The organism is Staphylococcus sp. HMSC06C11 (assembly GCF_001808345.1).
Classification (GTDB): Bacteria; Bacillota; Bacilli; order Staphylococcales; family Staphylococcaceae; genus Staphylococcus; species Staphylococcus capitis.
Map to the genome: position 1 here is coordinate 50,146 of NZ_KV793031.1, position 19,482 is coordinate 69,627.

Genomic DNA, 19,482 nt, shown 5'->3' on the forward strand with positions numbered 1-19,482 from the left:
ATTTTAGTTTTTAGGCCAAGTATATCTAGTATATGCAAGTTCACGTTTGTGCGCATTTCTAACATAATGTTTCTCAATAGTTTCTCGCGCTTCAGAGGGTATATCTTTACCTTCGAGATAATCATCTATTTGATCATAAGTCACACCTAGAGCTTCCTCATCAGGTAATTGTGGCTTATCATCTTCTAAGTCTGCAGTTGGTACTTTCTCATATAAATGTTTTGGTGCATTTAAATACTTTAATAACTGCTTACCTTGTCTTTTGTCCAATCCAAAAATTGGAGCAATATCAGCCGCACCATCACCATATTTAGTATAGAAACCAGTAATGTTCTCAGCAGAATGATCAGTTCCAACAACGATTCCACTTTGGTTTGAAGCAATCGAAAATTGAACTTTCATACGTTCTCGAGCTTTTTCATTTCCTCTTTGAAAATCTGTCAATTCGATACCCGCTTCCTTAAGAGATTGGACGCTTTGGTCTACTGCAGGTTTGATATTAACTATAACTGTTTCATCAGGTTCTATAAATTGCAGTGCATCTTCTACTTCATCAGCATCCTTTTGTACACCATACGGTAATTTAACTGCTATAAACTTACATTCACGTCCCTCAGAGCGTAATTCATTTACAGCTAACTGTACAATTTTTCCTGTTAATGTAGAATCTTGTCCTCCAGAAATTCCAAGTACTAGCGATTTAATAAAAGAATGAGATTGAACATAAGACTTAATGAAATGTTTGATTTCATTTACTTCTTTTTCACTATCAATCTGTTGTTTAACTTTCATTTCTTTAACAACAATATCTTGTAATTTACTCATGATCTTCCTCCATCTCTTTAACACGTTCTGCTACTTCAAAGATACGTTTATGTTTGTTTTCCCAACATTTAGCACTTAAATCTACAGGATATTCTTGAGGGTTTAAGTAACGCTTATTTTCCTCCCAAAGTGTATCTAAACTTTTAGTTAAATATGCCTGAGCTTCACGTTCGCTAGGAAGTTGATATACTAACTTACCAGCTTCAAAGATGGTATGATGTAAATCTTTCGCTTCAAATGATTTAATAAATTTCATTTTATACGTATGTACTGGATGGAATAGTTTGAGAGGTTTTTCAGTTGATGGATCTTCTCCTTCAAGCGTAATATAGTCACCTTCTGCTTTTCCAGTCTTTTTATTAATAATGCGATAGACATTCTTCTTACCAGGAGTTGTTACTTTTTCAGCATTATTAGAAAGCTTGATTCTATCACTAAAAGTACCATCCTCCGTTTCAATGGCTACTAGTTTGTATACTGCACCGAGTGCAGGTTGATCATAACCAGTAATTAATTTAGTTCCCACACCCCATGCGTCCACTTTAGCTCCTTGTGCTTTCAAACTTGTTATTGTTTGCTCATCCAAATCATTTGAAGCAATAATTTTAGCTTCTGTGAAGCCAGCTTCGTCTAACATACGTCTTGCCTCTTTAGATAAATAAGCAATATCTCCAGAATCTAATCTAATTCCAATAAAGTTGATAGTGTCACCCAACTCTTTAGCTACTTTTATTGCTGTAGGCACGCCCGATTTTAATGTATGGAAAGTATCTACCAAAAAGACGCAATTTTTATGTCGTTCAGCATATTTTTTAAATGCTGTATACTCCTCACCATATGTTTGAACTAATGCATGCGCATGCGTACCTGAAACTGGTATATCGAATAGCTTACCCGCTCTTACATTACTAGTTGAGTCAAATCCACCAATAAAGGCTGCGCGAGCCCCCCACAAGCCAGCATCAATTTCTTGACCTCTTCTAGTTCCAAATTCCATCAATGTATCATTCATAGCGATTTGTCTGATTCTACTCGCCTTAGTCGCTATAAGTGTGTGGAAATTAATTATATTTAATAAAATTGTTTCAATAAGTTGAGCTTGAATTAAAGGAGCCTCAACTCTTATTAATGGCTCATTACCGAAACATAATTCCCCCTCTTGCATAGAGCGAATATTACCTGTAAATTTTAAATTCTTTAGATAACTTAGAAAATCATCTTTATAGCCTATTGTTTTTAAATAGTCTATATCAGCATCAGAGAAACCAAAATTCTCTATAAAGTCAATTACACGTTTTAAACCATTAAAAACCGCATAACCACTGTTGAAAGGCATGTTTCTAAAATATAAATCAAAAATAGCAGTTCTTTCGTGAATGCCGTCATTCCAGTAGCTTTCCGCCATATTAATTTGATATAAGTCATTTTGTAGCATTAAGCTGTCATCTTTAAATTGGTACACTCAAATCTCTCCAATCAACCGAGTCATTTACGACTAGTTTATCATAATTCACATTGTGAAAGTAAACGACTTACCTAAGAAGTCAGAATGTTATAATAGTTTTTAAATTTGGTTGTCACAAAACTCTAAACGACAAATTCATGACAATTGAATATTTTAACTGAGTATTTTTAAAACCTCGATTATAATACGGATGAGGTGTTTTAAATGTTATTAGATGAAGCTAAATCATTTATTCAAACCATGTTTAATGAATTAAATTATAGCTCAAGTGAAACTCAACAAAGACTTAATGAAATTGAAGAAGAAATTAAAGAGACAGGAAGCTACACCCATACTTATGAAGAATTAGTATATGGATCGAAAATGGCATGGAGAAATTCTAATCGTTGTATTGGGAGACTATTTTGGGAATCTCTAAATGTGGAAGATGCGCGTCATGTTGAAAATGAAGAAGAATTCATTGATACAATTCACCAACATATAAATAAAGCGACTAATAATGGTAAAATCAAGCCACTTATTACAATTTATTCACCCAAAAATGGCCCAAAAATATATAATAATCAGCTTATTCGTTATGCAGGTTATGACAAAGCAGGAGATCCATCTGAGAAAAAAGTGACACGATTGGCTCAACATTTAGGATGGAGCAGTGAGGGTACAGATTTCGATATATTACCTTTGATATATCAAATGCCTAATGAAGCACTAAAATTTCATGAGTATCCAAAACATCTTATTAAAGAGGTACCTATATTTCATGACCAGTATCCAAAATTAGCACATTTAAATTTAAAATGGTATGCAGTGCCAATCATTTCCAATATGGATTTAAAAATTGGCGGAATCATTTATCCTACTGCACCGTTTAATGGATGGTATATGGTAACTGAGATAGGTGTACGTAATTTCATAGATACTTATCGTTATAATCTTTTAGAAAAAGTTGCAGAAGCCTTCGAATTTGATACACTTAAAAATAATTCATTTAATAAGGATCGAGCACTTTTAGAATTAAACTATGCCGTATATCATTCCTTTAAAGCTGAGGGCGTTTCTATTGTCGACCATTTAACTGCCTCAAAGCAGTTTGAAATGTTTGAACGAGATGAACTAAAGCATGATAGACACGTGACTGGTAAATGGTCATGGTTAGCACCACCTTTATCGCCAACGTTAACATCTAACTATCATCATGGTTATGATAATACGATGCGATCAACTAATTTCTACTATAAAAAGAATGAACCTATGAAGTGCCCTTTTCATTAAAATTATAGGGGTGAAACATGCGATTATATTATTTAGGACCTAAGGGAACTTTCTCTTATCTCACTTCACAAAAACTTATTTTAGAAAATGATATCGAATATTTAGCTAAGTCAAACCTTCACGAAGTGATTAAAGCAGTCTCAAGTGACGATAACTCAATCGGTATCGTGCCCATAGAAAATTCTATCGAAGGTACGATTAACATCGTAGCTGACGCATTAGCTGAACAAAAAATTTATGCTCATGGTGAAATTCACTTAGATATTGATTTTGCATTGTATGGCTATCCTTCTGATAGTTTACATGACATTAAAAAAGTCTACTCAATCGCGCCTGCTATCAGTCAAACAACCAATTATATACACCAACATCAATTTCTGTACGATTATACAGACAGTACAATTCAAAGTTTAGATAAAATAGCCAAAGGTATAGGTGCTATTGCGCCTTTAGGTAGTGGAGAAACTTATGGATATCAACCTATTGATTTGCATATTCAAGATTATCCGCATAATGTCACACGCTTTTTAATTGTTAAAAATCACACACACTTTGAAGATGATACTAATACAACCATGTTCTTAATTACCCCTCAGTATGATAAACCTGGTTTGTTAGCGAGCGTATTAAATACTTTTGCATTATTTAATATCAACCTCTCATGGATTGAATCACGACCTTTAAAAACTCAATTGGGAATGTACCGCTTCTTCGTACAAGCAGACACACCTGTAACCAACGATGTTAATAAAGTAATTACTATTTTAAAAACGTTAGATTTTACAGTAAATTTAATAGGTTCGTTTAATAAAAGATTTTAGAAATTCAAATATTTAAATAACCCGCTAAACAAAAGTTATTTAGCGGGTTTATTGTTTAATTTATTTATTTTTTAATGATGCTTAAGATTTATTAATATATTTGCATAGCTATTCGACATTAATTTTTTCGACTTTTAAAAATTCCTCTTCCTGATTAAGAGTTAGATCTTTTATATCCTCTAGATGTAGAGTTTGCGTTGAATCATCGAAATGATTACCTGCTATAAATACATGTTGATGTTTCACATCATTATAACTCCTTATATGAACTGCATCTCTCTCCATCTTTCCTGTAAAGGTATTACCAATCACATTGAAATTTTCCCCTGCTTGTGTACCCATAACTTGACCTGTTTGAGGGTCTGCTGCATTTTTACCATCTTTCACGCCAAGAAATCGTATACCACCATTACATGATTTGAATTCATTTTTTGAAATAAATGTATTCTTAGACTTTAGCGGTGTTAAAGCAAATTCTTTCAGTTTATCAAACACATTATTTCTAATATGAATATTGTCATAAAATTTATTATAGCGACTTGCGTGTGAACCTATTGCACGATTCCATGCTTTCATTTTCGGATGATCAGAATTACCAAAATAACAATTCTCTATAACAACATTCTTAGTAATCGTACCATCAGTTGTGCCGAATTTAGGAAATGCACCTGGCACTTGAATGTCTAATTGAACTGCTTCTGAAAATGAACGATCTCCATCTATGTCGAGAAAACCCTCGAATGAACAATCTGTAATATGTAAGCCATTTAAACCACATGCATCTAATGCATGTCCACCCACTATATTTTTAAAGGTTACGCCTATAAGTTGAATATCTTCAGCATGACCTATACTCATAGCAGTATTGTTGTATGGAAAGTCGCCCCCATTCATATCAAACGTGCCACCTTTAATATAAATATGACTATTTCCAGAATATTTATGGTAAAAAATATAAGGTTTACCATTTTTTAGCAATGCATCTTTCCCTACTCGCAAAAGAACTGCCTCATCATCGAGTAGCAACGTTGTAGAATCATAAATGACCAAAGCTTTTCTAATATGATATGTACCTTTTGGGATAAAAACAGTGTGTTTACCTTTTTTGGCATAATTTAATGCTTTTTGAATTGCTCTTGTGTCTTTATATTTATTTTCTCCAGTTAAACCAAATTCCCTGGCATTAATGAACATTCGGTAATCCCCCCGTTTTATTAAAAAATAATGATTGTATGCTTGATGTGAACTCTATATACTAAAGTTATATTTCATTAATGATATTGTATTTATTTTAAAAATTAATTTTAGTATAAATACACATCAAAAAGTCTTATTTATATATAAATATACCAATATAGTGCTTTTTAAACACATTAGAGGGAGGATGTTTTAATGAATAAAAACGCACTAATTATAGTGGATTATTCTATTGATTTTATTGCGAATGATGGAAAACTTACTTGTGGGAAGCCTGGTCAAGAAATAGAGGATTATATTTTAAGTAGAATTGAAACGTATCTTGACCATCAAGAAGATATCTTTTTTACAATGGATGTCCATTATGAGAATGACCTGTACCACCCTGAGACACAACTTTTTCCACCTCATAACATTTATGGAACAAATGGCCGTAGTTTATATGGAAAAGTTGGTGAAATATACGAGAAAAACAAGCATAATTCACAAGTCCATTACTTGGATAAAACAAGATATGATTCATTTTATGGTACACCATTAGATAGTTTGTTGAGAGAACGTGATATTAAAAATGTAGAAATTGTAGGTGTTTGCACGGATATATGTGTGTTACATACAGCGATTTCAGCCTATAACTTAGGTTATAACGTCACAATTCCAAGCCGAGGTGTAGCATCCTTTAACCAAGAAGGGCATATTTGGGCACTAGCGCATTTCCAAAACTCACTAGGTGCTAAGGTAGAAGATTAAACTAAAATCATGCTAAAATGTGATTAAATATAAATGAATAAGGAGATATTGAAAATGACAAAAACTTTTATTTTTGGGCACAAAAATCCAGATACAGATGCAATTTCTTCAGCTATTATCATGGCTGATTTTGAACAACAAACTGGTAACTCTGAAGCAAAAGCTTACCGATTAGGTGAAGTTAGTGCTGAGACACAATACGCTTTAGATTACTTTAAAGTAGAAGCCCCAGAATTATTATCTGAAGACTTAAATAATGAAGATGTTATTTTAGTTGACCATAACGAATTTCAACAAAGTGCTGATTCAATCGCTGACGCATCTGTAAGACACGTGATTGATCACCACCGTATCGCAAATTTCGAAACAGCTTCCCCACTTTATTACAGAGCTGAACCAGTGGGATGTACTGCTACTATTTTATACAAAATGTATAAAGAACGTGGATTTGAAATTAAACCTGAAATTGCTGGTTTAATGATTTCAGCTATAATTTCAGATAGCTTATTATTTAAATCACCTACATGTACTGAAGAAGATGTTAACGCAGCTCAAGCATTAAAAGAAATTGCCAATGTTGATTTAGATAGCTATGGTTTAGATATGCTAAAAGCTGGTGCTTCTACTACTGATAAATCTGCAGAAACCCTATTAGGTATGGATGCTAAATCATTTACTATGGGCGACTATGTCACTCGTATCGCACAAGTTAACACTGTAGATATCGACGAAGTACTTAACCGTAAAGATGAATTAGAAAAAGTAATGTTAGAGATAAGCGCAAACGAAAAATATGACTTATTCGTACTTGTAGTAACTGATATTATTAACAGTGATTCTAAAATTTTAGTTGTCGGTGCTGAAAAAGATAAAGTAGGCGAAGCATTTAATGTTCAATTAGATGATGGTATGGCCTTCTTATCTGGCGTAGTTTCTCGTAAGAAACAAGTGGTACCTCAAATTACTGAAGTATTATCATAATTATTTGAATTAATTTTAAATGAATTTGGGAGCATTTTAAAATGCTCCTTTTTTTATTATAAAAAATAACATTAATAGAGCTTTTTTGGGGTATAAATTTGTTAAGTGTCTTATTGTTTTCCTAATTAAAAATTCAAGTGAGTACATAGACCTCTTTTACTACCATAAAAATTTCAGGGAGGTAAAACTTTAAAATGAACGATATTGAACAACAATTTAATATTAGCAAGCAATTTTTCAAAACAAATAAAACTAAAGATTTAAAATTTAGGAAGCACCAATTAAAAGCTTTAAGTAAAAGTATCAAAAATCATGAACAAGCTTTACTAGAAGCACTTAATAAAGATTTAGGAAAAAGCAAAGTAGAAGCTTATGCTACAGAAATTGGTATATTACTAAAAAGCATTAAACTTGCCAGAAAAGAACTAAAAAATTGGGCTAAAACTAAACAAGTTGAAACACCGCTTTATTTATTTCCAACTAAAAGTTATATCAAAAACGAACCCTACGGTACTGTTTTAATTATTGGTCCCTTTAATTATCCTGTACAGCTAGTATTCGAACCTTTAATTGGAGCCATCGCTGCAGGTAATACTGCCATTGTTAAACCCTCTGAACTTACCCCTAACGTAGCAGAAGTAATTCAAGATATAATTCAAGAAACTTTTGAAGAGAATTATATTTCAGTTGTGAAAGGTGGCATTGAGGAAACTCAAACATTAATTCATTTACCGTTCGACTATATGTTTTTCACTGGTAGCGAAAAAGTTGGTCAAATCATCTATGAATCGGCTGCTAAAAATCTGGTACCTGTTACTTTAGAGTTAGGTGGTAAATCTCCAGTCATTATTGACCAAACTGCAAATTTAAAAGTCGCTAGTGAAAGAATTAGTTTCGGAAAATTTACGAATGCAGGACAAACATGCGTAGCACCTGATTATATACTAATTGATCGAAAAGTTAAAAATGATTTTATTAAAGCACTAAAACAAACAATTACAGAATTTTATGGGGAAAACATCAAAGAAAGTCCTGATTTTGGAAGAATTGTTAATCAAAAACATTTCAACCGCTTAAATGAATTATTAGAAACTCATGAGAGTAAAACTATTTTCGGTGGTAAAAGCTTTGAAGAAGATTTATATATTGAACCTACATTAATAGACAATGTTAATCTACAAGATAAAGTTATGCAGGAAGAGATTTTTGGTCCTATTCTACCAATTATTACTTATGATGATTTCGATGAGGCAATTCAAATTATTCAGAGTAAATCTAAACCTTTAAGTTTATATCTTTTTAGTGAGGATGAAAATTCTACACACCGCGTATTAGAGGAATTATCATTCGGTGGCGGAGCTATAAATGATACACTTATGCATTTAGCAAATCCTAATTTACCATTTGGTGGCATTGGGGCTTCAGGTATCGGTCAATATCATGGCAAATATTCTTTTGATACCTTTAGTCATATGAAATCATATACATTTAAATCTACACGTTTAGAATCAAGTATCTATTTCCCGCCTTATAAAGGCAAATTTAAATATATTAAAGCCTTCTTTAAAAATTAAATAATTAACTATAATAACGCTCCATATGTAATTTGGTGTGAATGCATTTCTGAAAGGTAAAATTTTAGTGTACCTTTTAGAATGGCATCGCTTATTAAGCTTATTAATTACATATGGAGCTTGATCATTTAGAATAAGACGCAAACACCTTCAGGTGCACTTTCGTGGTCATCAATAAATTCAAGTTTTCCTGTGACACTATCTCTTTTAAACACAGTTACTTTAGACTCACCTTCTTGATGAGCACATACTACAAAGTTATCATCCGGCGTAATATTAAAATCTCTAGGAAATTCATCTTTAGTCGGTTGAATATCCACCATTTTTAATGATTTTCCGTTATTAACAACTTCGTAAATAGCTATGCTATCATGACCTCTATTACTTACATATAAATGTTTCTGATCATGAGATAATCTTACCGCAGCTAATTTCGATTCTTCTTTAAAATCTTGAGGTATTGTAAGATGTCTCTCAATTTCTTTAAATTCACCATCATTATATTCAGTTACACTTACATAATTAGATAATTCGTGAACTACATATGCGTATTTACCATCTTTACTAAAAGTAATGTGCCTTGTGCCATCCGCTTCTTTAAATTGTGAAACAGCATATTCTTTTAAACCTTGGTCACCATATGTATAAGCAACAATTCTATCTGAGCCTAAATCGGTTGCTACTACATATTTATTATCTGGCGTTTCATTTAAAAAATGGACATGCGGGGATTCCTGCCTTTCATGTGGACCTGTTGGATATTCATGTTCAATTTCTTCAATAAGTTTTTCAATTTCTCCAGTATCATTATTTAACTTATAAATTCGTGCAATTCCAGCACCATAAACAGCTTCAAATAAATAATTGTTATCACTTGAAATTTGTATATAACATCCTGTTCCATTTTTAGATGCTAAACATTTATTAATTAGTTCTAAATCACCATTTTGCATTATTTTGAAGCTTGCTACACCACAATTTTCATTTTCTTTAGTAATGGCGTATAAATAGTTTTCATTTCTAGTTAAATATGTAGACGCCTCTATTTCATAACCTGTTTGAACTTCTTTTATTGTCCCTTTTAAATCTTCTAATTCGAAACGGTAAATTCCCTTACCATTTTGCTTAGTATAAGAACCAATATATCCAATAGTCATATTTATCCCTCCGTAAAATTAATCATTATTGGTTTAATTTTAACTATAAGTGTCAGCGATTTACAATTAAAACTTTTGCACTTTCCTCTATAGAAAAAATATATGAAAATTGATATTCTATAGTATGTTCATTAAATTTATAATCTATTTACTCTTGCATAGAGAAAGTCGAGTGAATCATTTATGACCTTTATAGCTATTGTTATTTTCGTTATAACTTTAATTTTTGTTATTTGGCAACCAAAAGGATTAAATATAGGAATTACTGCTGTAGCTGGTGCACTTTTAGCTATTATTACAGGCGTTGTATCTCTAACTGATATTGTTACAGTTACAAATATAGTATGGAATGCAACGTTAACTTTCGTTGCTATAATTTTAATATCACTCATTTTAGACCGTATTGGCTTCTTTGAATGGGCTGCTTTGCATATGATTATTGCTTCAAAAGGCTATGGCCTTAGAATGTTTATTTTTATAATGACTTTAGGTGCTGTAGTAGCTGCTCTATTTGCCAATGATGGTGCCGCGCTTATTCTTACACCAATAGTGTTAGCTATGGTAAGGAGCTTAGGTTTTGATAAAAAAACAATATTCCCATTTATTATAGCAAGTGGATTTATAGCCGATACCACTTCCCTACCACTCACTGTCAGTAATTTAGTCAATATCGTTTCAGCTGACTACTTTAACATCACATTTATTCAATATGCTTTAAGAATGATAATTCCAAATTTATTTTCATTTTTAGCAAGCATATTTGTGCTTTGGCTTTATTTTAAAAAATCTCTTCCTAAAAGTACAAATATTGAAGATTTAGCCACACCTCAATCAGTTATAAGAGATAAGAAACTTTTTAAAACGTCTTGGATTATTCTTATTATTTTATTAATAGGTTATTTAACAAGTGAGTTTATTCATGTTCCCGTGGCTTTCATAGCATTAATTATTGCTTTTGTATTCCTACTCTTAGCGAGTCGTTCTAAAGCAGTTAATACTAAAGAAGTTTTAATAGAAGCTCCTTGGAATATAGTTATATTTTCAATTGGTATGTATCTTGTAGTGTATGGATTGAAAAATGTAGGTATAACATTAGTACTAGGGAATATTTTGAATTCTATTTCAAACCATGGGCTATTCAGTAGTATTATGGGTATGGGATTCATTGCAGCCTTCCTCTCTTCTATTATGAATAACTTGCCCACTGTTTTATTAGATGCAATTGCTATTGCTCAATCTAATTCTGAAGGATTAATTCAAGATGGTATGGTCTATGCAAACGTTATTGGCTCTGATTTAGGTCCAAAAATCACTCCAATTGGCTCTTTAGCAACTTTATTGTGGCTTCATGTATTAACTCAAAAAGGTGTTAAAATATCATGGGGAACATATTTTAAAACGGGTATAGTGATTACTATTCCTGTACTATTTATAACGTTACTAGGACTCTATTTTACTCTAATTATTTTTTAAAAATTGAATACACTCTCAAGCTGGCTTAAAATCACAAAAATATAGCCAGCAATTTTGTATTGCAAAATAGAACAAATGTTCGTATAATAGAATTATATCGAACGAGGTGATCTAAAGATGACGGATATAAAGAATGAAACGGATTATCGAAATATTCCACGTGAAATGTTAGATAGGAATATTCCGGCTGGTCGTGGCATGGTTAAATGGGCGCCATTTATTATATGTACTAATCTCATAAAAAATCTAATTTAATAGGGTTCAAACATAATTTATATATGTATTATGTTTGAACCCTATATCTATTTATTTTTTACTAATATCATTTAAAATGTCTCGCAATTCTTCAATTTCTTTGTTATTTAATTCTTCATTTTTCGCAAAATTAAGCACTAAACTTTTCATATCCCCTCCATACAATTTATTAAGAAAGGTTTTAGCAGTTTTCATTTTAATATCATCTTCTTTAATAATTGATGAGTAAAAATAAATATTATTATATTTATAGCGTTTTATAATCTCTTTTTTATATAGTCTTGTAATTAATGTTCTAATCGTCTTATCGCTAACTTCTTTATTTTTTTGAATCTCAACTACAATTTCATTAGCTGATACTGATTTTTTATTCCATATTATATTCATAACATCCCATTCAGCCATAGATATTTCAACTTGCTTATTGGCCATTTAAAACACCCATTTCTTTTAATATTTTTTCATTTATGAATTTAGCATTTTCACCAGAGGCTTTTTCATCTGATAAATGTGTAGAAAAATAATACTTATCATGATTTGTAATTACGTAACCTACAAACCACCCATTATTATATTTCCCGTTTACTATACCTGTACCTGTTTTCCCATACAATTCATAATTTTCATTTTTTCTAATCAATAACGAAGAAGATAATTGTTTCTTTTCATTTTTACTAAAATGGTTATTTTGTTCCATCATATTTTTTAAAACTATTACTTGTTCAAGATTAGATATTTTCAAACTATCTTCCAACCAATAGGCTTTATAACTTCCCAAATTTTTATTACCATAATTTAATTGCTTGAGTTGATCAGAAGTATAGTTCTTTGATAATTGATTACTAATACGTTCGAAGTACCAATTAACTGAGTTTTGTATTGCCGTATTTAAATCTTGATCCTTATTCCAAGAATCGAAAGGATAATGATTATGATTCCATGACATACGTGAATTTTTATCACTTATAATATGACGGTCAAGTCCAAACAGTGCTAAATAAATTTTGTAAGTTGAATCAGGAGAATATCTTTTTCTACTTTCTTTTTCATTATAAATATAGTATTTGTCTTTCTTCATGCTGTACATAACGAAAGATCCACTATTTGAACCAAAATTTTTACTTTCATCTAAAATTTGGTAATCGCTTTGTAAGGGCTTTTTATAATTATAATCAGTTAAGGATTGCCCCATTAAAAACTGGCTTTGAATTATCATGATAAAAAAAGTAAAAATACAAATAAAAATTAGAATTAATTTTGACTGCTTCTTCAGATTGCCTTCTTTTATATTAATTAATCTTCTTTTGAGTAATGATTTTTTACCATTAAATGAATGGCTTAATATATTTTTGTTGAAAAATGAGGTTTTTAATACGGAATCCATAATAGCTTCCGCATAAGACTTAAATTCATTTTTGTTAATATTATTAAGGACAAATCTATCGGCTTCTACTTCATTGTCATGAATCATCTTTCTTTTTACAATTTGTATTAGTGGATTATAACTCATAGCAATAGAAAAAATATGAAAGATAATTAAATGCAAAGTATCTCTGTTTTTAGCATGAGCATACTCGTGCAATATTATATATTTTAGTTTTTTGTCATTTATACTTTTAAAATATAAACTGGGAATCAAAATAATATATTTTCCATACCAAAAAGTTATTGGAGAATGAATAGATTCTGCTTTTCGAATCACAATATTTCTTTTATATTGATGATTGAAAAGTATCTTGTTTATTTTATCTTTTTCTTTTTCATTTAGATAAAGTGACTGTTTCTTTAAATACTTAAGATATAATAAAGAATTTAAAAATTTAAAACTTAAAATAATAACTAAAACTATCCAAATAACTGTGCAGATATTATCTATTGAATCCCAATTAAACTTATGGATGTCTGTTGTAAACTCATGAACAGGTTTAGTGGTATTTATGTTAGGATTCAAATTGTGTGAATTACTTTCAACTGTGGGCTCTTGATTATTCAAATTATTAAATTTAAAAAAAGAGAATTTAATAGGGATGAAAGGAATTAATCCTGCAAGAAGAGTTAGATACCAAACTTTATAATTTAACATATAATTAAAATAGCGTTTTAATATGTACCTAAAAAATAATAACAATAGAAATATAAAACAAAAGCTTACTATGCTCATTATTAATAACTTAGCCATTTCAACACCTTCTTTCAAATATTTATAATAAACTATTGACGCGAATATTACAATTGTAATATTATTGATTTATAGAAATTACAACTGTAATATTGGAGGGTATATTTTGAAAAAGTTAATACTTTTAATTGCAATTGCTTTAGTTTTAAGTGCATGTAATTCAACCAGTTCACATGCTAAAGAGTTAAATAATTTAGAAAAGAAATATAATGCTAATATTGGTGTCTATGCATTAGATACTAAAAGTGGTAAGGAAGTAAAATTTAATGCCGATAAGAGATTTGCCTATGCTTCAACTTCAAAAGCGATAAATAGTGCTATTTTGTTAGAACAAGTACCTTATAATAAGTTAAATAAAAAAGTACATATTAACAAAGATGATATAGTTGCTTATTCTCCTATTTTAGAAAAATATGTAGGAAAAGATATCACTTTAAAAGAACTTATTGAGGCTTCAATGAAGTATAGTGATAATACAGCAAACAATAAAATTATAAACGAAATCGGTGGAATCAAAAAAATTAAAAAACGTTTAAAAAAATTGGGAGATAAAGTAACAAATCCAGTTAGATATGAAATAGAATTAAATTACTATTCACCAAAGAGCAAAAAAGATACTTCAACGCCTGCTGCTTTCGGCAAGACTTTAAATAAACTTATCGCAAATGGAAAATTAAGCAAAAAAAATAAAAATTTCTTACTTGATTTAATGTTAAATAATAAAAACGGAGACACTTTAATTAAAGATGGTGTTCCAAAAGACTATAAGGTTGCTGATAAAAGTGGTCAAGCAATAACATATGCTTCTAGAAATGATGTAGCTTTTGTTTATCCTAAGAACCAATCTGAACCTATTATTTTAGTCATTTTTACGAATAAAGACAATAAAAGTGATAAACCTAATGATAAATTGATAAGTGAAACCGCCAAGAATGTAATAAACAAATTTTAATAGTCTAAATGTACTACAAAAACTGATATAATTCTATCTTTCATAAAACTTCATAATATCGAAGAACATATATATTATTTATAATTATATATGTTCTATTTTTTTATGTTCACATTTTTTAAAAGAGAAAATACTATTAACATACCAAACATCATAATTCCAGTTACTATAATTATAAATGCTCGATAATCTTACTCAACTTTTCCATATAGAAAATAACTTATTTTAAATTAATTAATTAATCACATTAAAAAATTATATAATCCTTGCCAAAAAAAGAACATACGTTCTACAATGATGATGAGGTGGTAAACATGATTCCAAATCCTAATGCGCCAGATGAATATAAATATGAAACTGATTATAGAAAAATACCAAGAAAATATTTAAACCCTAAAATCCCTCAAGGGCGTGGAAAAATCAAATGGCAAGCTTTTGCGACTCTCCCGCAACAGTTTGAAATTTTAGAACAAATTATAAAGGATCAAAATAAAATAGAAAAACCATTGCTAACACATGATTCATTAGATAATTTAGATCAGATTTTTCAAATAAAAATTCAAAATGATGAGTTATGTACAATCTCATATTGGGAAGACGGTAACATTTCAAAATATACAGGAAAAATTTTAAAAAAGGATGAAATTAGTAATACATTTTCCTTTTCTGATACTAACAATAATATATATAATTTAAATAATGCTAACGTTTGTAGTATCACTTAACACTATTTAAACTTTTAAAAAGTTTAAATAGTGTTCTTATAATTACCTTTTTCGAAATACTTCTAGCAAAATCATTATAAGTATCATACTGATATTAAATATATTATTTTTATCACTGAAAAAAATTTCTACTACTTGGAAAATTGATAAAAGACTTATTATTAACAAAAGTTTATTTAATTTTTCGCTTCTTTCTTCTTCCTTATATGACTGCTCCAATTCAATTAGTGATAATTCTTCTTTGTTTAATTCTTCAATATATTGTGGAGATTTAAAATCATTATTATTCTTTAGATACAAATATAAATATAAACTAGGTAAAAGCTCTGTTCTATAAATAATTGCAATAGATCTCTTGAAATTTAGTATCCATTGTCTAAAATATAGGGCTTCTTTTTTTCCATTTAAATTATATTGTTGATACCCATACAATTGTAATTCATTTAACATAGTTTCTAAGAAAAAGAAATTAGCAGAACTATTGAAATAAAGTGCCATTTGAGAACATTTTTCTAAAACATCTTCTTCTTGCTCATCCATCCAAACTACAAAAACAGATGCTTTATTCAAGAAGTTTATATAATTATCGCTATAACCATCTTGCCTAAAATGTTTACTTTTTCCTTCAAATGAAAAAATAGGCGCATTTACTAACCACTCTTGAATCTTCACGTCCTCATAGAAAGGATCATCAGTAAATTCATTTTCATTAGCTAAATAATAAACTTCAAAACCCATATTTTTAGATACTTTATATTCAAAAATATCCTTACTATTAATTTTTATAATTCTATTAATTTGTCTAGAAACATCTCTAATATTTTTACAATGTCTATTACCATACAATTGATACTGTCTTTGTCTATTATTTTTTTCTTGATTAATTAGAGGATATATCTTATCTTTTACACATGAGAAAGTACTATACAAGTCGCTTCCAAAGTTTATACTCTCTAAGTCTTCAATGATTTCTATAACAAATGTACCATTGTTAAATATAGTTAAGGTTAAAAAAAATAAATTCAAAGTGTTCTCATGAGTAATTTCAATATGTGGAGTGAATATATATTTTTTATATTTGTATCCATGTATATTATTTTGATCAAACAATCCATCATTAATATTTGCATTAGTAGCAAATTTTTCTAAAAATTTTTCTAGTTTTTCGTGATATTCTTTTGTATGTCTTTTATATCTTCCAGGTAAAATCCAATAATCATAATTTACCGGGGGGTTGTCAGGAGATAAAATGCGTATAACTCCTTTTACATTCAATAGAATTTCCTCAATTTTTTCAAACCAAGGGTTCATGTTATTATCTTTTATATTTATAGCAGTAGCATATTGATATGTTACTTTATAGCCTTGTAATTTATTAATATCTTCTAGAATCTTTTCAATTTTATTGTCCATTATTTTAAATATCCTCATACAGCCTAGAATATAAAACGCTAATTTCTTCTTTCAACATTTTTTTCTCTTTTTCTAAAGAATTTACTTTTCTTTTTAAAGAGGAGATTAACGCATCTTTACCGTCATTTTTATTTTTATGAACAAATATTTCTCTGTTTTGTTCACGTAACTTCTCTATTTTCTTTCGAATTTTATTATTTTTATATAATGTAGCTTTCGAAACTTTTGAATGTTTAGAAACGATGTTAAAGTTAATTTCTTTATTTTTTTGAACTAAATCATTTATTGCTTTATCAACTTTTTTCTCGGTTTTAACTTTTCGTTCTGCATGCAACTGTTTTAATTGTTCTTGTCTATTAAATTTTTCCATCTTAACCTCTATACTTTTATTCTATTACTTCTCCCGAATATAATGTTTCCATCTTTTATATTACCTAGTATTTCTTCATATTTATTTAATATATTTATATGCTTTTCAACCATATCTTGTCTATTATTATTTTTAGCTAATTCTATAGATTTGACCGTTGATTTGATATGTAATTCATATTTTTCAACATCTAAATCAGAAAATCCAATAGCTAAATCCTTACATGGTTTCCCAGAATTACAAGTCAGGCATGGCGGAGCTTCCATGTATGGACAATCACCACTCAATCTAGCATGACAAGTGCCATAAGGATTGTCCATTGCGTTTAATTTATGTTCTTGCCATAAAGAATTCAATGCTTTTTCAGATAGTTCACTACTATGCTGTATATTTTTAATTTTACCGTCAACATCAAAACTAAAAGCTCCTTGATCAATAACTGATTCAAAAGCCTTTCTCTTTGTATCATCAAGTAACTTAGCATATCTTAGAGTCATTTCTGGTGAGGAGTGTGCTAATAATTCTTGTATCGTTAATATATCTGCTCCACCATTTAACAATTTTACTGCATAGGTATGTCTAAATTGATGAGTTTTGAAATGGAAGATTTCTCCTTGTTCATCAATAATATTTTTAGTCTTTGATAAATGATTTAAGTGTGCTCTGACCATATGTTGTGTAAAGGGCATTCCCTTTCTTTTTCCTTTATAAATAGCAAAAATATAATTATTAGGATTATTATCTTTTGTACTTTTACTTTTAGAATCGGCTATTAAAACTGCTATTATATCAGCTAATTTATTATCAATTGGTATTCTATGTCCTTTAACAAAAGTTTTAGCAATATCTGTGATTATTGAATACTTTCCATTAACTTTTGCAAGGCAATTATTTTGTAATGTCAATACATCAGAAATTCTTAATCCTGTTTTAAAAGCTATCCAAACTACAGGTATTAAATCTTTATGCAAATCATTTATATGCTCAAAAAGCTGTTCCAATACAAAATCTGGGATATAATCAATTTGGCTACTATTTTTCTTTTCGTGTTTAGGTAAGTCTTGAGGATAAATTAAAAATCGTATATCTTGGTACGGTGCTATAGCATAGTTTTGAGTTATAATATCGTTTAAGAACCTTCTAATTGTTTTTAATTCTTCTCTCACAAAATTCTTAGTACTTTGCAAATGTTTATTAGCTGCATATTCAAACAAAAATTCTATATATGCTTCGATATGACATCTATCTAGTTCATTTAAACTATTCCTTGTTTCTTTATTTTTAGATATATTTTGAAAAAACCTAGTTAAAACTCTTATATAAAACCTTGCTGTAGCAAATGCTATATCACCAGTTATCAAACGATTTTTTAAATATTTTTTTGCTAATTCTCGCATTTTAATTGACTCAATTTTTTCAAAGTTTAAATAATTGCCAGTTAGTGTTTTATTATAACTCAATCCATATTTTTCTAAATTTCTAATATCCCATTTATCTTTTTCCCATTCTTCTCGCTTATCAATGAACTTAATTAGATTAATGTACATATTCTTTAAAAAAGAAGCCAGTCCGCTTTTGTATTCATAATCACCAAAAACTATTGTTGATGATCTTCTTTTTATTGGTATATTATTTTCAGTCAGCCAATTAAACCAGTGCTTTTCTAATGTATTTATATCACAATCAAGTAAAGAATTTAAATTTGGATAAACTTCATTAAAGAACTTAGCAATCTTATTAAGCTTTACTGCTCCAGTATTAAATAAATTAGATAAGGACCAATCCTCTTTAACTATCAGTTTCAAAAAAAGGTATTTAAATTCTAAATTCAAATTTTTACTTTTAATCCTAAAGAAAACATTTTTTCTTTTGTCTCTATAGTTCTTGATACTATCTTGAAATTGCTTGAATTTGTTAAAAGCTGTAATGTGCCACTCATCATTTTTAAAAAAGTAATCATCATATATTTCAGTTATTAAAACCTCTCCTTTTATATTGATGGTTCTACTTTGTAATGTACATAATTCATTAATCATAGTACTGTTTGTAGGTAAATTAATTGGTATTGACATA

General features: G+C 29.4%; 18 protein-coding genes. 9 read left to right on the forward strand and 9 right to left on the reverse strand.

The annotated features are described in order from the left end of the window. Window positions 1-3: 3 nt before the first annotated feature. The gene (nadE, locus tag HMPREF3154_RS01665; protein ID WP_023350018.1) at window positions 4-825 is read right to left on the reverse strand and encodes an ammonia-dependent NAD(+) synthetase; all 822 of its coding nucleotides are present in this window, start codon (window positions 823-825) and stop codon (window positions 4-6) included. Further along, window positions 818-2,287 carry a nicotinate phosphoribosyltransferase gene (locus HMPREF3154_RS01670; protein WP_002435958.1) on the reverse strand — a complete coding sequence of 490 codons (1,470 nt, stop codon included), beginning with the start codon at window positions 2,285-2,287 and terminating at the stop codon, window positions 818-820. Before HMPREF3154_RS01670 ends, nadE begins: the two co-directional genes overlap by 8 nt. Window positions 2,288-2,494: 207 nt before the next feature. Between HMPREF3154_RS01670 and HMPREF3154_RS01675 the strand changes: the two genes are divergently transcribed. Both HMPREF3154_RS01675 and HMPREF3154_RS01680 read left to right on the forward strand, forming a co-directional pair. Further along, on the forward strand, window positions 2,495-3,562 hold the full coding sequence (locus tag HMPREF3154_RS01675) for a nitric oxide synthase oxygenase (protein ID WP_023350017.1): 1,068 nt from the start codon (window positions 2,495-2,497) through the stop codon (window positions 3,560-3,562). Window positions 3,563-3,579: 17 nt separating this feature from the next. Continuing rightward, entirely contained in the window at window positions 3,580-4,383 is an 804-nt protein-coding gene (locus HMPREF3154_RS01680; RefSeq protein ID WP_070474243.1) for a prephenate dehydratase, read from the forward strand. 108 nt (window positions 4,384-4,491) lie between these two features. Here the strand turns inward: HMPREF3154_RS01680 and HMPREF3154_RS01685 are convergent, their stop codons facing one another. Then, window positions 4,492-5,577 carry a glycosyl hydrolase family 28-related protein gene (locus tag HMPREF3154_RS01685; protein WP_002469717.1) on the reverse strand — a complete coding sequence of 362 codons (1,086 nt, stop codon included), beginning with the start codon at window positions 5,575-5,577 and terminating at the stop codon, window positions 4,492-4,494. 198 nt (window positions 5,578-5,775) lie between these two features. On the opposite strand from HMPREF3154_RS01685, the gene HMPREF3154_RS01690 reads away from it, so the two are divergent. From HMPREF3154_RS01690 to HMPREF3154_RS01700, 3 genes are all read left to right on the forward strand, one after another. Beyond that, window positions 5,776-6,330, forward strand: coding sequence for a cysteine hydrolase family protein (locus tag HMPREF3154_RS01690; RefSeq protein ID WP_002435937.1), 555 nt, complete (start codon window positions 5,776-5,778; stop codon window positions 6,328-6,330). A gap of 54 nt (window positions 6,331-6,384) precedes the next feature. After that, window positions 6,385-7,311, forward strand: a complete 927-nt coding sequence (locus HMPREF3154_RS01695) for a manganese-dependent inorganic pyrophosphatase (RefSeq protein ID WP_002435938.1) — start codon at window positions 6,385-6,387, stop codon at window positions 7,309-7,311. Window positions 7,312-7,505: 194 nt separating this feature from the next. Next, complete coding sequence (locus tag HMPREF3154_RS01700) at window positions 7,506-8,885, forward strand: aldehyde dehydrogenase (protein ID WP_002435896.1); 1,380 nt, start codon at window positions 7,506-7,508, stop codon at window positions 8,883-8,885. A 128-nt stretch (window positions 8,886-9,013) separates the two neighbouring features. Here HMPREF3154_RS01700 and HMPREF3154_RS01705 read toward each other — a convergent pair whose 3' ends face one another. Beyond that, complete coding sequence (locus tag HMPREF3154_RS01705; protein ID WP_023350015.1) at window positions 9,014-10,042, reverse strand: 6-phosphogluconolactonase; 1,029 nt, start codon at window positions 10,040-10,042, stop codon at window positions 9,014-9,016. A 183-nt stretch (window positions 10,043-10,225) separates the two neighbouring features. Here HMPREF3154_RS01705 and arsB point away from each other — a divergent pair, with 183 nt between their 5' ends. Continuing rightward, window positions 10,226-11,515 (forward strand): arsenite efflux transporter membrane subunit ArsB, encoded by a 1,290-nt coding sequence (gene arsB, locus HMPREF3154_RS01710; RefSeq protein ID WP_023350014.1) that lies wholly within the window; start codon window positions 10,226-10,228, stop codon window positions 11,513-11,515. Window positions 11,516-11,632: 117 nt separating this feature from the next. Then, window positions 11,633-11,770, forward strand: coding sequence for a hypothetical protein (locus tag HMPREF3154_RS11315; protein WP_107362308.1), 138 nt, complete (start codon window positions 11,633-11,635; stop codon window positions 11,768-11,770). 51 nt (window positions 11,771-11,821) lie between these two features. On the opposite strand, the gene blaI is transcribed toward HMPREF3154_RS11315, so the two are convergent. Then, on the reverse strand, window positions 11,822-12,202 hold the full coding sequence (blaI, locus tag HMPREF3154_RS01715; protein ID WP_001284658.1) for a penicillinase repressor BlaI: 381 nt from the start codon (window positions 12,200-12,202) through the stop codon (window positions 11,822-11,824). Continuing rightward, a complete protein-coding gene (blaR1, locus tag HMPREF3154_RS01720; protein WP_001096367.1) occupies window positions 12,192-13,949 on the reverse strand; it encodes a beta-lactam sensor/signal transducer BlaR1 in 1,758 nt (585 codons plus the stop codon). Before blaR1 ends, blaI begins: the two co-directional genes overlap by 11 nt. A gap of 106 nt (window positions 13,950-14,055) precedes the next feature. Here blaR1 and blaZ point away from each other — a divergent pair, with 106 nt between their 5' ends. Together blaZ and HMPREF3154_RS01730 are read left to right on the forward strand one after the other, a co-directional pair. Further along, window positions 14,056-14,901: a penicillin-hydrolyzing class A beta-lactamase BlaZ gene (blaZ, locus tag HMPREF3154_RS01725; protein WP_000733622.1), complete on the forward strand. Its 846-nt coding sequence runs from the start codon at window positions 14,056-14,058 to the stop codon at window positions 14,899-14,901. A 314-nt stretch (window positions 14,902-15,215) separates the two neighbouring features. After that, entirely contained in the window at window positions 15,216-15,626 is a 411-nt protein-coding gene (locus tag HMPREF3154_RS01730) for a YolD-like family protein (RefSeq protein ID WP_000612779.1), read from the forward strand. A 42-nt stretch (window positions 15,627-15,668) separates the two neighbouring features. Here HMPREF3154_RS01730 and HMPREF3154_RS01735 read toward each other — a convergent pair whose 3' ends face one another. The 3 genes from HMPREF3154_RS01735 to HMPREF3154_RS01745 are packed head-to-tail and all read right to left on the reverse strand — an operon-like array spanning window position 15,669 to window position 19,481. Then, a complete protein-coding gene (locus tag HMPREF3154_RS01735; protein WP_000368919.1) occupies window positions 15,669-17,039 on the reverse strand; it encodes a hypothetical protein in 1,371 nt (456 codons plus the stop codon). A gap of 4 nt (window positions 17,040-17,043) precedes the next feature. Continuing rightward, window positions 17,044-17,409 carry a DUF6262 family protein gene (locus HMPREF3154_RS01740; RefSeq protein WP_000410574.1) on the reverse strand — a complete coding sequence of 122 codons (366 nt, stop codon included), beginning with the start codon at window positions 17,407-17,409 and terminating at the stop codon, window positions 17,044-17,046. 8 nt (window positions 17,410-17,417) lie between these two features. Continuing rightward, complete coding sequence (locus HMPREF3154_RS01745; protein ID WP_000026850.1) at window positions 17,418-19,481, reverse strand: tyrosine-type recombinase/integrase; 2,064 nt, start codon at window positions 19,479-19,481, stop codon at window positions 17,418-17,420. Window position 19,482: the final 1 nt, after the last annotated feature.